Genomic DNA, 17,397 nt, shown 5'->3' on the forward strand with positions numbered 1-17,397 from the left:
CCGCGCCCGCCGGACTTGTTCCCGGCGGCGGGCTATTCGTCTTCCGGCGTACCCGACACCACGCGCAGCTCGGAAATGCCGCCCGGCGCGAGATCCCTGAGCAGGTCCATGAAATCCATGCCGACCAGCCGCTGTGCGCGCCGCAACAGCAGCGGTACCGGGCTGGAGGGTTCGCAGCGCGTGTAGTAGTCGCAGATCTCGTCGAGCCGGCGCATCACGTCCTGCGGCCCGGCGATCGGACCCGAGGCCCGCGCCGCGTTCGGTGCACCACCCTCCGCGCCACCTTCGCCAGCCCCTTCGCCTTGCACTTCGGCCGGCAGTCGACGCGCCAGCTGCGGGTCGAGGAATTTCTTCAGCTCGTAGATGTCGCTGAGCAGGTTCTTGAAGTCCGGACCCATCGTGCCGACGTGGTCGTTGAACAGGGCGTCGATGGCCTTGGCATGCTCCAGTGACTCGCTGATCGCGGCGGTGGTCTGGACCAGCTCCTCCTCCGCGCAATCCATGCAGCACGCTTCCATCTCGGTGATGCTCGGCTCGGGGCCGTCGCCGGGCGTGGTGACCTTCAGCGTGCCGTTGGCGATGCGCAGGTCGCGCAGGCTGAAACGGCCCATGCGCGGCGACTGCACGAACGGCGTGGTGCGGAAATAACCGAGCACACCCTGCAGGTCGTTCAGCGGCACCACCGCGTTGACGCGCATGGTCGGGTCGTTGTCGTCCTCCGCGTCCAGCTGCGGATGCACGGTGTCCCAGAATTGTTCCAGCAGGCCACGGATCAGCCCCAGCCCGGCGCTCCAGCCGGGCATGCCGGAGCTGCGCATCCAGGCCGTGGTCAGGTGCACCGCCGGGCGCAAATCCTTGGAGCGTTGCAGGATCGCCTCGGACAGCTCGACGACTTTCTCCCAGTCCGGCTCCTCGGCAGCCTTGACCGCATCGCCCACGGCGCGCTCGGCCTTGGGCGCGGCGGCGCGCTCCAGGGCGAGAAACTCCGGGTCGTACTCGAGATCCGGTCCGGCCGGCGATTCGTCGGATACCGGGGCCAGCAACGGCTCCAGATTGTATCGCGCCATGGATCTCCCCCCGTGGTCGAATGGTCCCCCATTATCGCCCATCGGCGGCGCAAAACCAGTCGCAGGCGTGGTGGCCGGCGACGCCGGGATCAACGTGCAAAGCGGCGAATCCAGGCCACGTAATCATCGACGAAACCTTGCAGGAACTTGCGCGTGGAGTCGTTGGCGACGCTGCCGTCATCGGCGATCAAGTCCTCCTTGAAGTGGATGAATACCTCCGGCTGGGCCAGCGTGGGCACGTCCAGGTAGGCCAGCACGTTGCGCAGGTGCTGCTGCGCCATCGCGGTGCCGGTCGAGCCGATCGAGGTGCCGATCACCGCCGCCGGTTTGCCGGCGAACGAGTTGGTGCCCCAGGGGCGCGAGGCGATGTCGATCGCGTTCTTCAGCACGCCCGGGATCGACCGGTTGTACTCGGGCGTGACGAACAGCAGCCCGTCCGCCCCTTCGATATCCTTCTTCAGCCGCGTGGCGGTGGCCGGGTAGGCGGCGTCGAAATCCTGCGAGTACAGCGGCAGGTCGTTGATCTGGATGTGGCGGAACGCAAGGTCGCCCGGTGCCAGTTTCTCCACTGCGCGGGCCAGTCGGCGGTTGAACGAATCTGCGCGCAGGCTGCCTACCAGCACGGCAATCTTGATCTGGCTCATGTTCGGCTCCTCGTGGGGATGTGGAAGAATGGACGTCCAGCCAATGTACTGCGCCGTCGGGTTAAAAGCGCATGAACCCGGCCGCACCCGCGCTGGCAGCCTGTACTCTTTGCCGTTCGCCGCAGCGGCCGCCTTTCATCGACCGAATCGAATCGCCATGCAATCCATCGAAACCCTGATCGACGACGCCTTCGAGCGTCGCCACGCACTCACCCCATCCGAGATCGAAAGCCATCTGCGGCCGGCCGTGGGGCAGGTGCTCGACCTGCTCGAATCCGGCGAGCGCCGCGTCGCCGAGCCGGACGGCCACGGCGGCTGGACGGTGAACCAGTGGCTCAAGAAGGCCGTGCTGCTGTACTTCCGCATCAACGACAACCGCGTGGTCGACGGCGGCCCGGCGCAGGCGTTCGACAAGGTGCCGCTGCGCTTCGCCCACGGCAATGACGCCGAACTGCAGCAGCTCGGTGCGCGCGTGGTGCCCGGCGCACTGGTGCGTCGCGGCGCGCACATCGCGAAGGATGCGGTGCTGATGCCCAGCTACGTCAACATCGGCGCCTGCGTCGGCGCCGGCACCATGGTCGACACCTGGGCCACGGTGGGTTCCTGCGCGCAGATCGGCGCGGGCGTGCACCTGTCCGGCGGCGTCGGCATCGGCGGCGTGCTGGAGCCGTTGCAGGCCAACCCCACCATCATCGAGGACGGCTGCTTCATCGGCGCGCGCTCCGAGGTGGTCGAGGGCGTGGTGGTGGAGAAGGGCAGCGTGATCGGCATGGGGGTTTTCCTGGGCCAGTCCACCCGCATCTACAACCGCGCGACCGGCGAGGTGAGCTACGGCCGCGTACCGGCCGGCAGCGTGGTGGTGGCCGGCAGCCTGCCGGCGAAAGACGGCTCGCACAGCCTGTACGCCGCCATCATCGTCAAGCAGGTGGATGAAAAAACCCGCAGCAAGACCAGCATCAACGACCTCCTGCGAGCTGCCACATAGGAGCCCGCTCGCGGTCGATGCCCTGGCGGGCATCGGGATTCGGGATTCGCAGAAGCAAGAGCATCGCCCGCGAGCGGGCTCCTACAGGAAGGAAGATCGGGATGACGACTGTTTATGGATTGCCCACTTGCGACACCTGCCGCAAGGCGCGCAACTGGCTGGTCCGCTTCGAGGTGCCGCATGATTTCGTCGACTACCGCGCCAACCCGCTGCCGGCGTCGACGCTGAAGGACTGGGCGGCGCAGCTCGGCGGCTGGGAGAAGCTGGTCAACAAGTCTTCCACCACCTGGCGCAACCTGCTGCCGCAGCGCAAGAACCCCGGCAGCGACCCGGAGTGGACACTGCTGCTGAAGGAATATCCCGCGCTGATCCGCCGTCCGGTGGTGGTGGGGGACGACGGCACGGTGAGCGTGGGCTTCACCGACAACGGCTTCAAGAAGCTGTTCGGGCGCTGACGTGTCGATGCGGCTTTCGAAGATCGGGTTGGTGGCGACGATCGCACTGTGGCTGGCGCTGGTCGCGTTCGGCAACCTCACCGACTACGGCAGCAACCTGGTCTTCGTGCAGCATGTGCTGGCGATGGATTCGATCTTCCCCGACGCCGCCATCCACTACCGCGCGATCCATGCACCGCTGCTGCAGCATGCCGCCTACGTTCTGATCATCGCCGCCGAAGCACTGGCCGCCGTCCTGTGCGGCGCCGGCGCCTGGCGCATGTGGCGCGCGCGCCGTGCGCCTGCGACGGCGTTCCGGTGCGCCGGTCAGCTCGCCGTGGCCGGCCTGGGCGTCGGCGTGCTGTTGTGGCTGGGCGGCTTCATGGCGATCGGCGGCGAATGGTTCGGCATGTGGATGTCCACGCAGTGGAACGGGCTGGGCAGCGCATTCCGCTTCGTCGTCGTGTTGCTGCTGGCGCTGGTCTGGCTCGGCCAGCGCGACGACGAGCTCGGTGATTGACGATGACCCACGGCCGCACCCGCCGCTTCCGCAACAACCTGCGCATCGAGCGCGACAACGCCGCGCTGTACGCGCGGCTGGCCGAGCTGGCCGACGACCCGCAACTTCAGCACGCCTACCGGCGCATCGCCGCGGGCGAGCGCGGCAATGCGCAATTCTGGGAGGCGCGCCTGCGCGAACTGGGCGAGGCCGTGCCGCGGCAGCGGATCGGCCTGCGCGTGCGCGCGCTCAGCTGGTTTGCGCGACGCTTTGGCACCGAGTTCGTGATGCCGACCGTGGTGCGGTTGGCGCACGCGGATCATGAGGCCACGCCGGTCGACCGCAGCGGCCACCGCGACCACTTTCCGTTGCCGCGTCCGGCCGGTCCGCACGGGTTGCGCCATCGCGCGCAGAGCGGCAACACCTTGCGCGCCGCCGTGCTCGGCGCCAACGACGGGCTGGTGTCCAACGTCAGCCTGGTGATGGGCATGGCCGGCGCCGCCACCGGCGATCGCGCCGTGCTGCTGGCCGGCCTGGCCGGCCTGGTCGCAGGCGCGTGCTCGATGGCCCTGGGCGAGTGGCTGTCGGTCAACAGCTCGCGCGAGTTCTACCAGGCGCAGATCACCGAGCGCGCCGAACGCCTGGCGGTGGCCCCGGAAGATGGCCGCGAACACATCGCCGGCATCTATCGCGACAAGGGGCTGGAACCGGCGGCGGCCGAGCACCTCGCCGAACACGTGACCGAAACGCCGCGCGCGGCGCTGGACATGCTGGTGCGCGAGGATCTCGGCGTCGACCCGGCCGAGCTGGGCGGCTCGGCCTACGGCGCGGCGATCTCCTCGTTCTGCCTGTTCGCCTGCGGCGCGCTGTTTCCGGTGGCGCCGTATTTCTTTCTGGGCGGACAAGCGGCATTGCTGGCCAGCGTGGCTTCCACTGCTGGCGGATTGGCGCTGATCGGCATCGGCACCTCGCTGTTCACCGGGCGCAGCATGCTGTTCTCGATCGCCCGGCAATTCGTCATCACCAGTGTCGCGGCCGCGATCACTTTTGGCGTGGGGCATTTGCTGGGCGTGGTGCTGAGCTAGCTTGGTATGCTGCGGCATCCCCCGGCACTGCGCAGGAACCCCATGTCCGACGTGCTCGAACTTGCCCGCGACCTCATCCGCCGTCGTTCGGTGACGCCGGAAGACGCCGGTTGCCTGCCCTTGATCGGCGAGCGCCTGGAACGCGTCGGCTTCCGCGTCGAGCACCTGCGCTACGGCGAGGTCGACAACCTGTGGGTCACCCATGGCGCCGCCGGTCCGACACTGGTCTTTCTCGGCCACACCGACGTGGTGCCCAGCGGTCCGGAAGCCGCCTGGCAAAGCCCGCCGTTCGAACCGACCATCCGCGATGGCCGTCTATACGGCCGTGGCGCCGCCGACATGAAAGGCTCGGTGGCAGCGATGGTGGTCGCACTGGAGCAGTTCGTGGCGGCGCATGCGGAACACCGCGGCCGCGTCGGCCTGCTGCTGACCAGCGACGAGGAAGGCCCGACCAATCTCGACGGCGTGCGCCGCGTGGTCGAACATTTCCGCGAGCGCGGCGAGCGCATCGACTGGTGCGTGGTGGGCGAGCCCTCCTCCAAGGAACGGCTCGGCGACCTGATCCGCGTCGGCCGCCGCGGTTCGCTCTCCGGCACGCTCCAGGTGCGCGGCGTGCAAGGCCATGTGGCGTATCCCGAGAAGGCGCTCAACCCGATCCACGCCTTCGCTCCCGCCCTGGCCGAACTCGCCGCCGAGCGCTGGGACGAGGGCAACGCGGATTTCCCGCCCACCTCGTTCCAGGTCTCCAACCTCAACGCCGGCACCGGCGCGAACAACGTGATCCCCGGTGAACTCGTCGCGCTGATCAATTTCCGCTACTGCACCGCCAGTCGCGCCGACGACCTGCGCGCGCGCACCGAGGCGATCCTGCATCGCCATGGACTCGACTTCGCACTCGACTGGAATCTCTCCGGCGAACCCTTCCTCACCCCGCCCGGCGGCGTGTTGCGCGAAACCGTGGTGGCAGTCTGCCGCGAGCTGTGCGGCATCGATCCCGAACAGAGCACCGGCGGCGGCACCTCGGACGGCCGCTTCATTGCCCCGATGGGTGCCGAAGTTGTCGAGCTCGGCCCGGTCAACGCCACCATCCACAAGGTGGACGAGTGCGTGGACGTGGCGGAGCTGGAGAAACTGCCGGCGGTGTATCGGGCGTTGTGCGAGCGGTTGCTGGCCGGGGCCTGACCTGACGATGACGCTTCAACAGGCGAGTCTCGACCGCTGTGGCGGTGCCTGCATCAGGCAAGTCAACGCATCCGGATCAGCGCCTCAGGGTCGTGGTTCGCCATCCGCATCCCGCCGCACCGTCGGCGGCGTGGCCTCGTGCGGCTGGCCGCCCTTGAGCCCCTGGCGGAAATCGGCGATGGCGCTGCCGAGGTCGCGGCCGACGTTGCGCAGCTTGCCGGTGCCGAAGATCAGCACTGCCAGTACGAGCAGCACGATCCAGTGCGAGAAACTCTCCAGTCCGGGCATGTTGCGGGTTCCTGTCATGGGTGGGGGCGTGGATGCGCCGGCGAAAGCGCGGCTTGCGGATGGCTCGACAGGCCGAGCGACGGCGTGGGCGCAGCGAGGCATTGCAGCGTGCCGTGAGCGCCGCTGGCCCGGGCGGGGCAGCGGTAGTCCAGCGTGGCCACCAGTGCGGGCGTGATCTCGGCGAAGTCGACCACGGCGCCGCCATGCTCGCGTGCGAATGTTTCCGCGACAGCGCGGCTGGTGAACGGCGCCAGGGTCGGTCCCATCGAGCCGGCCAGCGGCTGCCAGGCCACGTAGACTGCGGTGCGCGCGTCGATGAAGCTGGCGGCGGCGTGGTCGGGTTGCTGCCAGTCGATGCGCGCGCTGTCCTGCACGAACAGTTCCTGCAGCGCGGACTGGTTTTCCGGTTGCAGCACGTAGGCGAAAAAGTCGCGGGTGGAATCGAACACCAGCGGCTTGGCGCGGCCGCTGATCCAGGCCTCGGCGCGCGGGCCGGGCGAGCCGTCCAGGTACATGCCGCACACCGCGCAGGCATCGTCCGGGTGGGTGTCGACGGCGTGGCGTGCGGGTGCGGGATTGCCGCCGCAACCGGTCAGCAGGGCCAGCGCCAGCACGAAGACAGCGCGGCGCAGGTTGGTCATCGGCAAGCAGGGCATGTGCGAACTCCTTCAGATTTCCTTGCGCCGGAACGCGAGCATCGCCCAGGCGAACGGCGCCACCGCCCAGCCCAGCAGCAGCGCGTAGAGCAGGGCTGGCGGATAGACGTGGTGGGCGGTCATGCCGGTCAGCAGGTCGTTGCCGGCGCCGTCGCCCAGCGCGGTGAGGTTGACCAGGCGGAACACGTCGACCGGGTTGAACAGCAGCAGGTACGGATACACCGCGCGCTCGACCGGGTTGCCGCCGCTGACCACCAGCAGCGCCAGCAGCGCAAGGTCGAACAGCACCACGCTCACCAGCCAGCCGACCAGTGCCAGTCCGGCGGCGCGCGACTTGTCGGTGGTCTGTACGCTGATCAGGCAGGCCAGCCCGACGAAGCAGGCGCCGAGCAGGGATGCGCTGAGGATGAAACGGCCGATCTGCAGCCACGCCTGCATCGTCTGCTCCGGCGGCTGCATCCACTGCATGATCGCGACCGCGAACCCGAAGCCGGCCAGCGTGGCGGCGGCCAGCGCACTGCAGTGGCCGAGGAACTTGCCGGCCACCAGTTGCCCGCGCGAGAGCGGATAGCTGAGCATCAGCAGCAGGGTGCCGTCGTCGCGCTCGCCGACGATGCTGCCATAGGCAATCAGCAGGCCGATCAGCGGGATCACGAACGCGCCCAGCGTGGTCAGGCTGGCCAGCGTGGCGTCGAACGAGGTGAAGCCCACGCGTCCGGCTGCCGCACTGCCGAACCAGGCGATGCCCAGCGCCAGCAGCGCGAACAGGATGGTCAGCGCGATGGTCCAGCGGTTGCGGAAGTCGTCGCGGAATTCCTTGGCGGCGACGGTGAGGATCGGGTTCATGCGGCCACCTCCGCGGTGGATGGCGGGCCGGCGCCGAGCCAGTCGTAGAGTTGTGCCAGCGTCGGCTCGCGCACGTCGAGATCGACGATCGCCGGGTCGGCCAGCAGCTCGCGCAGCATGCGCAACTTGCTGGCGCGCGGCACCTGCAGTTCCAGCCGGCCATCGGGGCGCGGCTGCGCCGACAGGCCGCCGGTTTCAAGGCGCGCGAGCAATTCGGGCATCGCCTGCTCACGCGTGCGCAACAGCACCTGCGCCGGCAGCGCGGCCTGCTCGCCCAGCGCGTGCAGGCTGCCGGCGGCAAGCAACTTGCCCTGGCGCAGGATCAGTGCGCCGTCGATGTGCGGTTCCAGTTCGGCCAGCAGGTGCGAGGAGACCAGCACGGAGCGGCCATCCGCGCGCAGCTCGCCGACGATGCGGTACAGCTCGCGGGTGGCCTGCGGGTCGAGGCCGGTGGTCGGCTCGTCCAGCAGCACCAGATCGGGCGAACCCAGCAGCGCCTGCGCGAGGCCAAGGCGCTGGCGCATGCCCTTCGAATATGTGCCGATGCGCCGGTCGGCGGCGTGGGCCAGGCCGACGCGGTCGAGCAGCGTGGCAATTTGTGCGCGTGGTGCCTGCTTCAGTCGCGCCAGGTAGTCGAGCAGTTCGCGACCGGTGAGGTTGCCGTAGAAGGTGGCGCTCTCGGGCAGGTAGCCGATGCGCCGGCGCAGCGCGTGTGCGCGCCACGGCGACTGGCCAAGCACCTCCAGCCGGCCGCCGCTGGGTGCTATCAGGCCAAGAATGAGTTTGATCAGCGTGGACTTGCCCGCGCCGTTGTGGCCGAGCAGGCCGATCACCTGGCCGCGCGGCACGACGGCGCTGATGCCGTCGAGTGCGGCGAGGTCGCCGTAACGCTTGGCCAGTGCGTGGCATTCGATCGGGTGGTTCATGGCGTGGCCGGGGAAGTTTTCATCAGCGGGTGGCTGTCCTGCACCGAGGGCGGCGTGAACACGGGGAACGCGCGCTGCACGTAGCGCATCAGCAGCACCGCGGGGCTGGACATCAGGTTGCGCGCGGAGGGGTATTTCCACAGCAGCACGTCGACGCCGTCGTTGGGGCGGAACGGCACGTCGCCGACGCCGTCGGCATCCAGGTCCCAGCCGAGGTAGTCGCTCCAGAAATTGCCGCGGCCGTGCGCCGACCACTCCTGGGCGAGGTTCTGCACGTACTTCACCTGGATGCGGTTGTCCTGGAAATGGTTGCCCCACAACCGGTTGTTCTCCGAGCCGGCGGTGACGTGGATGCCGATCTGCGAGTCGGCGACGAGGTTGTCGTGGAGGGTGTTGAACTGCGACAGGTAGACGAACAACCCCTTGCCTTCGGTGCCGTCGATCAGCCCGCCCTGGGTGTCGCGCTGGCCGTTGATCCGTCGTATCAGGTTGCCGGCGATCTCGCTGTGCGAGATGTAGTTGAGCAGGAAGCCGTAGGATTCGTCGTCCTCGGCGGTGTTGCCGATCACCTTGAGGTGATCGGACGACATCAGCGCATACCCGGCCAGGTTGCTGCGGCTGACGTTGTCCCGCAGCAGGTTGTGCTGGGAGTACATGTAGTGGATGCCGTAGCGCACCTCGTGCACCACGTTGCGCGCGATGGTGTTGTGAGGGCTGACGTAGACGTAGATGCCGTCGCGCGAGTCGGCCACGTCGTTGTCCTCGATGGTGCAGCCGGTGTCGTTCCACAGGTGGATGCCGTCGCCGCGGTCGGCCACGCGCAGCGAGCGCATGCCGCGGATCACGTTGTGCGCGACGCGCACGTTGGCCGCGCCGTCGAGGTAGACGCCGAACAGGCTCTCCTCGATGCGGTTGCCCTCGAGCGTGACGTCGCGCGCCTGGCGCTCGACGAAGATGCCGGCGTTCATCGCGGTGAGATCGGTGCCGCTATGGCGGATGGTCAATCCACGCACGGCGACCTGCGCGGCGCCGATGCGCACCACGTCGCCTTCGCCGCCGCCGTCGAGAACGGCGCCGGGTTCGCCGACGAGGGTGACCGGCTTGTCCAGCCGCAGGTGCACCACGTGCACGCCGGTCGGCACGCTGATGGTGGTACCCGGCGGCGCCGCGGCCACGATCTGCTCCAGCGACTCGCGCGCATGCACCGGCGCCGCCGGCGGCCATGCCAGCATCAGGAACGCGAGGAAACGAAGTGCATGCATGGGAACGGCGATCCGCTCGTGCCGCCGCGCACTGCGCGGCGGCACGACGCGGCTCAGGCCTCGACCAGCATCCGCCCGCTCATCTCCATGTGCATCGCATGGCAGAAGAACGTGCAGTAGTACCAGAACACCCCCGCCTTGTCGGCGGTGAAGGTGGCCGAGGCGGTGGCGCCGGGGCTGATCTCCATGTTGATGCCGTAGTTGACGATGCAGAAGCCGTGGCTGACGTCCTCCACCGCGTCGATGTTGGTCACCACCACGGTCACCTCGTCGCCCTTCTTCACCTTGAAGCTGCCCATGCTGAAGATCGGCGCGGCCGAGGTCATGTACACGAACACCTTGCGGCCTTCGCGGATGACCTTGCTGTCGGACAGCACGTTGACGCCGTGCTTCTTCGCCATCGCCACCGTCTCGGCGAAGAACGGGTCGTCGCGGTCCCAGCTCTTCTTCACCTTGTCGATCAGCTGCCGGCGGTGCAGCAGGATCACGTCGTGCGGTTCGGCGTAGACCGGGCCGTCGGCGACCAGCTTCATGGTCTCGCCGGAGATGTCGATCAGCTGGTCATTGTCCGGATGCAGCGGGCCGGTGGGCAGGAAGCGGTCCTTGGAGAACTTGTTCAGCGACACCAGCCACTTGCCGTCGGCGTCGCGCGTCTCGCCCATCGAGGTATGGCAGTGCCCGGGCTGGTAGGCCACGTCGATCTTCTGGCGCAGGTAGGCGACCTTCTTGCCGTCGTGGGCGGCGATCGCGTCGGCGATGTTCCACTTGGCGATCTGGCTGTCGATGAACAGCGTGGTGTAGGCGTTGCCGCGACCATCATAGGCGGTGTGCAACGGACCCAGGCCCAGTTCGGGCTCGGCCACCACCGTATCGCGCGGGTCCTTGAGCTTGCCGGCGAAGCAGTCGTCGATGCGGCTCCACTCCATCACGGTGACGGTGGGCGAGAGCTTGCCGTTGGCCACCACGTACTTGCCGTCGGGGCTGGCGTTGATGCCGTGCGGGTTCTTCGGGATCGGGATGTACAGGGTGAACGAGGAGCCGTGGCGGCCGTCGAGCACCGGCACCTTGGAGCTGCCGATGGTCTTGAACTCGCCCTTCTTCACCGCTGCCTCGATGCGCGCGATGTTGAACACCACCGCCCAGTCGCGCTCGGCCTGCATCGTGCCGGGCAGGTCCATGCCGCCCTCGCTGTTGTAGCAGGTGGAGATGGCGTACTTGCCGGCGTAGTCGGCCTCGGTGTTGTCCAGGTTGCCGTCCACCAGCACCTGCCAGGCGACCTCCATGGTGTCGCCGTCGAGCGCGCTGAACATGGTCTGGTACTTTTTCGGATCGTCCAGGTCGCGCCCGTCGTTCGGCGCCGGGACCAGGAACTCGCCGTTGGCGAACACGTAGCCGGTGCGCGGCGCGCGCTGCACGCGCAGGCCGTGGATCGCCTGCACGTTGGGCACATTGGTGATGCGGTCGCAACGCATCACGTCGCAGCGGATGCGCGCGACGCGGGTGTGCGCCTTGTCGTTGATGAAGATGTAGCGGCCGTCGTAGTGGCCGTCGGTCTGGCTCATGTGCGGGTGGTGGCAGTCGCCGCCGGGCGGGAAGTTCGGGCCGAGCACGCGCTTGCTCTCGTTGGTGACGCCCCAGCCGATGGTGAAGTCGGGGTTGAACACCGGGATGCGCATCAGCTCGCGCATCGAGGGCACGCCGACCAGACGCACCTCGCCGGACTGGCCGCCGCTCCAGAAGCCGTAGTACTCGTCGAGCTGGCCGGGCGGCACGTGGTCGGAAGCGGCTTCGTGCTCGCCGTGCTCGCGCTGGCGTTCGCCATCGTGTCCGGCGGCGGCACCTTCCGCGCCACCGTGGTCCCCCTTGCGACCGCAGCCCGCCAGTGCCAGTCCCGCCGCGCCGGCCAGGCCGGCCAGCGCGCTGGTCCTGATGAAGTTGCGACGCGCGGGGTCGGCGCCTTCCTCGATTGCTTCGGGTTTGATTTTCGATTCGTCGTGCATGGCTTCCATCCGCAGAGGCAGGTGAGGTGGGGATCAGTCGGCGACGGGCGCCGGCTCTCGGGTTTCCGGCGCGTTCGCCGGGGTAATCAGCGTGATCGGCGTGGGCAACGGTCGTGCGGCGCGTTCGCGCTTCTTGCGTTGCTGTACCACCGGTGGGCACTTGTGGTCGTTGACGCGGGTGACCTGGCAATCCAGGCAGTAGTGGCATTCGTTGAAGTCGATGCGGCCATCCGCATGGATCGCCTTGACCTCGCACTCGTTGGCGCAGACCTGGCAGGGGCTGCCGCACTCGGGGCGTCGGCGCAGCCATTCGAACAATCGCCAGCGTCCGGACACGGCCAGTCCGGCACCCAGCGGGCAGACATAGCGGCAATAGAACTTGTGGTTGAACGCGGATACGCCGATCAGCAGCACCGCGTAGAGCACGTAGCTCCACGAGCGCGCGAAGTGCAGGGTGAACGTGGTCTTGAACGGCTCGATCTCGGCGTAGTGCTCGGCCGTGTTGAGCGACTGAAGCGACATGCCGAACAGCACCAGCAGGATGACGTACTTCAGCGCCCACAGCCGCTCGTGCACCGCCCGCGGGAACTCGAACTGCGGCACGTGCAATCGCTTGGCCGCGTTGTTCACCAGCACCTGCAGCGCACCGAACGGGCACAGCCATCCGCAGTAAACGCCGCGCCCGAGCAGCAGCAGGGTGGCGGCGACGAATACCCACAGGATGAAGATCAGCGGGTCCATCAGGAAGGTTTCCCAATGGAAGCCGTGCAGCACCGACTGGATGAAGGTGAAGATGTTCACCACCGACAGCTGCGCCAGCCCGTGCCAGCCGATGAACACCAGCGTGTAGATCAGGAAACCGGTGCGCACGCGTTCGAGCAGCACGGGCCGCGTCACCAGCCAGTCCTGGAACAGCAGGACCAGCGTCAGCACGGTCAGCCCCGCCAGCAGCACGGCGATGTCGATGCGGCGGCCGTACCAGATCTTCTGCCACAGTGCGGCGTCGGCCGGCAGTGCATCGGACTGCGAGTCGGTGCTGCTCTCCGGCCGCGTGGTGTAGACCGCCGGCATGCGGTAGTCGCGGGTGAAGGTGTGGTAGATGCTCTGCAGCGGGCCGACCTGGCGGTTCACCATCAGTTGCAGCGTCCACGGCCGGGTCGCGTCGAAGCCGCTGCCGCTGTTGCGCACGATGAAGATCGCCTGCTCGACGAAGTCGGGCTTGCCACGCAACGGGGTGTCGTTCAACTGAACCAGGTCGGTGTCCTTGAACAGCACCAGCTTGCCGTCCTGCAGCACGTGCACGCGGTCGAAGATGCCGCCGCGCACATAACCCACGCCCTTGAACGAATAGATGCCGTTGGCCATCACCGCGATCGCCGAGTCGCCGGGCTTGAGCTGCCTCATCAGGTCGGCGTGGGCGGTCGGGCCGAGCAGGTTGCGGCCCACCGTGGGCGGGGTGACGTCGGCGAAGTACAGGTCGATGAAGACATCGCCCTCGTGGCCGGGCGCCGGCGCGGTGGGATCATCGACCAGGCCGCTCTCCGGCTGGCCCTTGAAGGCGTCGGTGATCGCCTGGCGCTTGAGCTGCAGGTGGCTGATCGCGCCGTTGCCGGTCAGCGTGTCCCAGTCGGCCGGCTGGTAGTAGTCGGCGCGCACGGCGGCGACTTTGGCGTCGGTGTCGGCCGCGCCGGCGATCAGCTTGCGCGAGGCGGCCACCTTAAGCGCCGAGTTCATGATCGTCTCGTTGACCACCATCGAGGTCACCGTGGCGCTGCTGATCGCGTCGATGCGCACGCTGCCGCTGGCGCCGCCGCCGACCACGATCTGGTCGTCCACGCGATGGCCGATGTAGCGCGCCACGAAGTCGTACAGCTTCTGCACCGGAATGCCGACCAGCAGGATCGGCTCGTGCTGCTCCAGCACGCGGGCGTCGCGGATGCTGCCGTCGGTGCCGATCGACACCAGCAGGTTGATCGGCGCGCCCGAGTACGCCGGCACCGGCGCCACCATCACCGTCTCGAACACGTAGCCGATGATCTTGTCGCCCTGGTACACCGCGGCCGCCGGCGGCGTGCCCTCGATGTCGCCGTAGCGGGTGGCCTGCGGAAACACCTCGTGCAGCTGCGGGTGCTTCGCGTCGATGCCGGCCAGCGCGGCGGGTGCCGGCAACAACAGGCACAGCGCCAGCAGCAGGCGGGTGACGAGCGGGCGTGACAAGCGCATCACACGCGCTCCGCCGTACCGGCGATCAGCGGCAGGTCGCGCGAGCGCCAACGCTGCCCGCCCGTGCGCGAGAACGCCAGCCACTGCTGGTCCTGCGCGTCCATCAGTGCAGACAGGCGCGGCAGCTCCAGCGAGAACGCCGCCGTGCTCATGCCGTCGGCCAGCACCGAACGCTGCGCGATCACGGTGACGCTGGAATAGCTTTGCGGCGACCAGCCGGTGCGCGGGTTGACGATGTGGAACAACCGCCGGTCGGCGGAGAAGAACACGCGGTAATTGCCCGACGTGGACAGCGCCGCGTTGCGCAGCTGCAGTACCGCCGCCACGCGGCTGACGTCGCGCGGATCGACGATGCCGACGTTCCAGTGCCGCTCGGGGTCGTTGCCGCAGATCGCGTGGATGTCGCCACCGGCGTCGATCAGGCCGTACTCGATGCCGGCGCCGCGCAGCGCGGCGATGCCCTGGTCGACCACGTGGCCCTTGGCGATGCCGTCCAGGGTGATCGCCATGCCCGGGCGCAGCAGCCGCGCGCCGCGCGCATCGAGTGCGAGGTCGCGGTAGCCGACCAGCGCGTCGCGGCTTTCGGCCACGCGTTGCTCGTGCGCGTCGGCGGCCGCCGTGCCGCGCAGCGTTTCGAAGTAGCGCAGCACCGGCAGCACGGTCGGGTCGAACGCGCCGTCGGTCAGTCGCGACAGCGACAGCGCCTGGCGCAGCACCGCATCCAGTTGCGCCGGCACCTGCGCCAGCTGGCCATCGCGGTTGAGCCGCGCCAGCGGGCTGGCGGGATCGAAGCGAGTCAGCTGCGCGGCGGTCGCGGCCATGCGTGCGAACGCCGCCTCGATCGCCACGCCGGCGGCTTGCACGTCATCGGCCAGGCAGGTCACCGCCACCGAGGTCTGCATCAGCGTGCGCTCGCGGCGCACCTGCCACAGGTTCTGCTTGCGCTTGAGCACCGCCCAGCCGCCGCCGGCCAGCAGGCCGCCGGCGATGGCGAGCTGGCCGGCCTGCTTCAGCCAGCGCCGGCGTTCGGGCGAACGCAGGTCGTCGAAAGCGGAGGGACGGTGCATGGGATGTCTCCCGGGATGAGTGATTGAACGCGTGCGGGCGGGCGAGGTCAGGCCGTGGCCGCCACGCGTGGCGGCGGCTCGGCGACGACCTCATCGCGCTCGGCATCGCGCACGCCCAGGCGCCGCTGCAAGGCCGGGCTGGTGGTCGTGTACTGCAGGTTCACCTTGTCTCCGGGGTGCAGGTGCGCGTGCACGGCGAACGCGCACAGCGCGCTTTCATGGAAGCCCGACAGGATCAGCTTCTTCTTGCCCGGGTAGGTGTTGATGTCGCCCACCGCGAAGATGCCGGGCACCGAGGTCCGGAAGGTCGCCGGGTCCACCACCAGTTGCTGGCGTTCCAGCGCCAGTCCCCATTCGGCGATCGGCCCCAGCGCCGGATGCAGGCCCCAGAACACCAGCAGGTGCGAGGCCTCTATGCGCTGGACCATGCCGCTGCGCGTGCGTACGCGCACCTGCGCCAGTGCGTCGTTCGCCGTTTCCAGGCCGACGATGTCGCCTTCGCAGAACTGCATGCGCCCCTCGTCGCACAAGGCCTGCATGCGTGCCACGCTGGCCGGCGCCGCGCGGAAGGTCGACGAGCGATGCACCAGCACCACGCTGCGCGCGCGCTCGACCAGCTCCAGCGCCCAGTCCAGTGCCGCGTCGCCGCCGCCGGCGATCACGATGTCCTGGTCGTCGAACAGCGCCGGCCGGGTCACCTTGTAGTGCAGCGTGCGGCCCACCAGCGGCGCGGCTTCCGGCAGGTTCAGCGTGCGCGGTGCGAACGCGCCCAGGCCACCGGCGATGATCACCGCGCTTGCGTCGAACGCCAGCCCGCCGCTGGTCTGCAGGCGGAAGCGACCGTCCTGCATGCGTTCCAGCGAGGTGACGGTGTGGCCCAGGTGGAACTGCGGCGCGAACGGCCGGATCTGCTGCTGCAGCCGCGCGATCAGCTCGCGCCCGCTGCACACCGGCACCGCCGGGATGTCGTAGATCGGCTTGTCCGGATACAGCTCGATGCATTGCCCGCCGGCATGCGGCACGGCATCGACCACGTGCGCATCCAGCCCGAGCAGGCCCAGCTCGAAAACCTGGAACAGGCCGACCGGGCCTGCGCCGATGATGACGGTGTCGCAGCTGATCATGGATCGCGCCCGCTTGTGGACAGGGCGGATCATGCGCGTGCGCCACGCGCTCACGCTTGACTGTGGTCAACTTGGCCCGGGTGGCCCATGCGGTCGAATGTCGCGCCGGCATTGACGCACGCCGCGCGACGGGGTGCCTCCGCGATCAGTCGAGTTCCGGCGGCGCACAGCGCTGCCGCATGCCGCCGGTTACCTCAACCCAGGCGTGCCCACGCCCGCACCGGGAACGTGCCCATGCCTGCCATGCGCATCGGCACGGCGGAGAAGTGCAGCTTCTCGGCGGGCAGCATGGCGAGTGAGGCGAGGTTCTCGACGATCGGGATGCCGGCGGCCAGCAGGATCGAGTGGGCGGGGCGTTGCGGGTCGTCGGTGTCGTCGATGTTGAGCGCGTCGATGCCGACCAGCACCGCGCCGTGATCGCGCAGGTACTCGGCGCCGTCGCGGCTGAGGAAAGGTTGCGCCTGCAGGTAGGCACTGGTGCCCCAACGGGCGGCCCAGCCGGTATCGAGCAGTACGGCGCGCCCGCGCACGTCCAGTGCCGCGAGCGCGGCGCGGTCGATGCTTCGACCGCGCATGCCCTGCAGGTGGATGACCACGGCATCCACGTCGGCGATGTCGCCGAGCGGCAGCTGGGCGACGTCGGCGGCGCCGGGGTAGCGGTGGGAGGGTGCGTCGATCGCGGTACCGCAGTTGGCCACCATGTCGATGCGCGCAATCTGGAACGTCACGCCCTCGGCGTAGCGGCCGATGCTGGCCTGGTGGCTGAGATGGTCCGACACGCGGGGCGCGGGCAGACCGGGGTAGACCTCCTCGCCGCTGTGCACGACGTGGGCGAGGTCGATCAGGTCCGGCCGGACGGCGTTGCCCGGCGCGGCTTGCGGCTGGCGCTTGTGACGTTCGCGGATGATCGACTTGTTGAGGATGCGCACGGCGCCGACCATCAGCAACCGCATGTCGCGCACGATGTAGTCGGCCAGCGCCGCGTCGTCGATGTCGTCGCCGTCGATGTCGAGCCGGAATCCCTGGCCCTGGATGCCGCCGCCGTTGGAGAAGTCGACTTCGAAGTCGAAACAGGCGCGGCATTCTTCGGTGGATCGACTCATGTGGTT

At 68.6% G+C, this 17,397-nt stretch carries 17 protein-coding genes; 5 read left to right on the plus strand and 12 right to left on the minus strand.

The features are described from left to right. Positions 1-32: 32 nt before the first annotated feature. Positions 33-1,067: a type VI secretion system protein TssA gene (tssA, locus tag ACVCMI_RS07360; RefSeq protein ID WP_395117330.1), complete on the minus strand. Its 1,035-nt coding sequence runs from the start codon at positions 1,065-1,067 to the stop codon at positions 33-35. 89 nt (positions 1,068-1,156) lie between these two features. Next, positions 1,157-1,711 carry an NADPH-dependent FMN reductase gene (locus ACVCMI_RS07365; RefSeq protein WP_395117332.1) on the minus strand — a complete coding sequence of 185 codons (555 nt, stop codon included), beginning with the start codon at positions 1,709-1,711 and terminating at the stop codon, positions 1,157-1,159. Between the two features lie 28 nt (positions 1,712-1,739). On the opposite strand from ACVCMI_RS07365, the gene dapD reads away from it, so the two are divergent. From dapD to dapE, 5 genes are all read left to right on the plus strand, one after another. Continuing rightward, entirely contained in the window at positions 1,740-2,696 is a 957-nt protein-coding gene (dapD, locus tag ACVCMI_RS07370; RefSeq protein ID WP_395117334.1) for a 2,3,4,5-tetrahydropyridine-2,6-dicarboxylate N-succinyltransferase, read from the plus strand. A 101-nt stretch (positions 2,697-2,797) separates the two neighbouring features. Continuing rightward, on the plus strand, positions 2,798-3,151 hold the full coding sequence (locus ACVCMI_RS07375) for a Spx/MgsR family RNA polymerase-binding regulatory protein (RefSeq protein ID WP_447099316.1): 354 nt from the start codon (positions 2,798-2,800) through the stop codon (positions 3,149-3,151). A 7-nt stretch (positions 3,152-3,158) separates the two neighbouring features. After that, positions 3,159-3,650, plus strand: a complete 492-nt coding sequence (locus ACVCMI_RS07380) for a DUF2165 family protein (protein WP_447099475.1) — start codon at positions 3,159-3,161, stop codon at positions 3,648-3,650. Positions 3,651-3,652: 2 nt separating this feature from the next. Beyond that, positions 3,653-4,714 (plus strand): VIT1/CCC1 transporter family protein, encoded by a 1,062-nt coding sequence (locus ACVCMI_RS07385; protein WP_395117339.1) that lies wholly within the window; start codon positions 3,653-3,655, stop codon positions 4,712-4,714. A gap of 42 nt (positions 4,715-4,756) precedes the next feature. Continuing rightward, a complete protein-coding gene (dapE, locus tag ACVCMI_RS07390) occupies positions 4,757-5,896 on the plus strand; it encodes a succinyl-diaminopimelate desuccinylase (protein ID WP_447099315.1) in 1,140 nt (379 codons plus the stop codon). A gap of 84 nt (positions 5,897-5,980) precedes the next feature. On the opposite strand, the gene ACVCMI_RS07395 is transcribed toward dapE, so the two are convergent. From ACVCMI_RS07395 to ACVCMI_RS07440, 10 genes are all read right to left on the minus strand, one after another. Beyond that, the gene (locus tag ACVCMI_RS07395) at positions 5,981-6,184 is read right to left on the minus strand and encodes a Sec-independent protein translocase subunit TatA (protein ID WP_447099314.1); all 204 of its coding nucleotides are present in this window, start codon (positions 6,182-6,184) and stop codon (positions 5,981-5,983) included. 14 nt (positions 6,185-6,198) lie between these two features. Then, complete coding sequence (locus ACVCMI_RS07400) at positions 6,199-6,840, minus strand: nitrous oxide reductase accessory protein NosL (RefSeq protein ID WP_447099313.1); 642 nt, start codon at positions 6,838-6,840, stop codon at positions 6,199-6,201. 12 nt (positions 6,841-6,852) lie between these two features. Continuing rightward, entirely contained in the window at positions 6,853-7,686 is an 834-nt protein-coding gene (locus ACVCMI_RS07405) for an ABC transporter permease (RefSeq protein WP_447099312.1), read from the minus strand. After that, a complete protein-coding gene (locus ACVCMI_RS07410) occupies positions 7,683-8,612 on the minus strand; it encodes an ABC transporter ATP-binding protein (protein ID WP_447099311.1) in 930 nt (309 codons plus the stop codon). The genes ACVCMI_RS07405 and ACVCMI_RS07410 overlap by 4 nt, the downstream gene beginning before the upstream one ends. Beyond that, entirely contained in the window at positions 8,609-9,874 is a 1,266-nt protein-coding gene (locus ACVCMI_RS07415; protein ID WP_447099310.1) for a nitrous oxide reductase family maturation protein NosD, read from the minus strand. Before ACVCMI_RS07415 ends, ACVCMI_RS07410 begins: the two co-directional genes overlap by 4 nt. A gap of 53 nt (positions 9,875-9,927) precedes the next feature. Next, on the minus strand, positions 9,928-11,874 hold the full coding sequence (nosZ, locus tag ACVCMI_RS07420) for a TAT-dependent nitrous-oxide reductase (RefSeq protein ID WP_447099309.1): 1,947 nt from the start codon (positions 11,872-11,874) through the stop codon (positions 9,928-9,930). A gap of 33 nt (positions 11,875-11,907) precedes the next feature. Next, on the minus strand, positions 11,908-14,097 hold the full coding sequence (locus tag ACVCMI_RS07425; protein ID WP_447099308.1) for a 4Fe-4S binding protein: 2,190 nt from the start codon (positions 14,095-14,097) through the stop codon (positions 11,908-11,910). Beyond that, a complete protein-coding gene (locus ACVCMI_RS07430) occupies positions 14,097-15,164 on the minus strand; it encodes an FAD:protein FMN transferase (RefSeq protein WP_447099307.1) in 1,068 nt (355 codons plus the stop codon). The genes ACVCMI_RS07425 and ACVCMI_RS07430 overlap by 1 nt, the downstream gene beginning before the upstream one ends. Positions 15,165-15,211: 47 nt before the next feature. Beyond that, positions 15,212-16,288 carry an NAD(P)/FAD-dependent oxidoreductase gene (locus ACVCMI_RS07435; protein WP_447099306.1) on the minus strand — a complete coding sequence of 359 codons (1,077 nt, stop codon included), beginning with the start codon at positions 16,286-16,288 and terminating at the stop codon, positions 15,212-15,214. A gap of 194 nt (positions 16,289-16,482) precedes the next feature. Beyond that, a complete protein-coding gene (locus tag ACVCMI_RS07440; protein WP_447099305.1) occupies positions 16,483-17,391 on the minus strand; it encodes a cyclase family protein in 909 nt (302 codons plus the stop codon). Positions 17,392-17,397: the final 6 nt, after the last annotated feature.

It is taken from the genome of Rhodanobacter sp. UC4448_H15 (genome assembly GCF_052978265.1).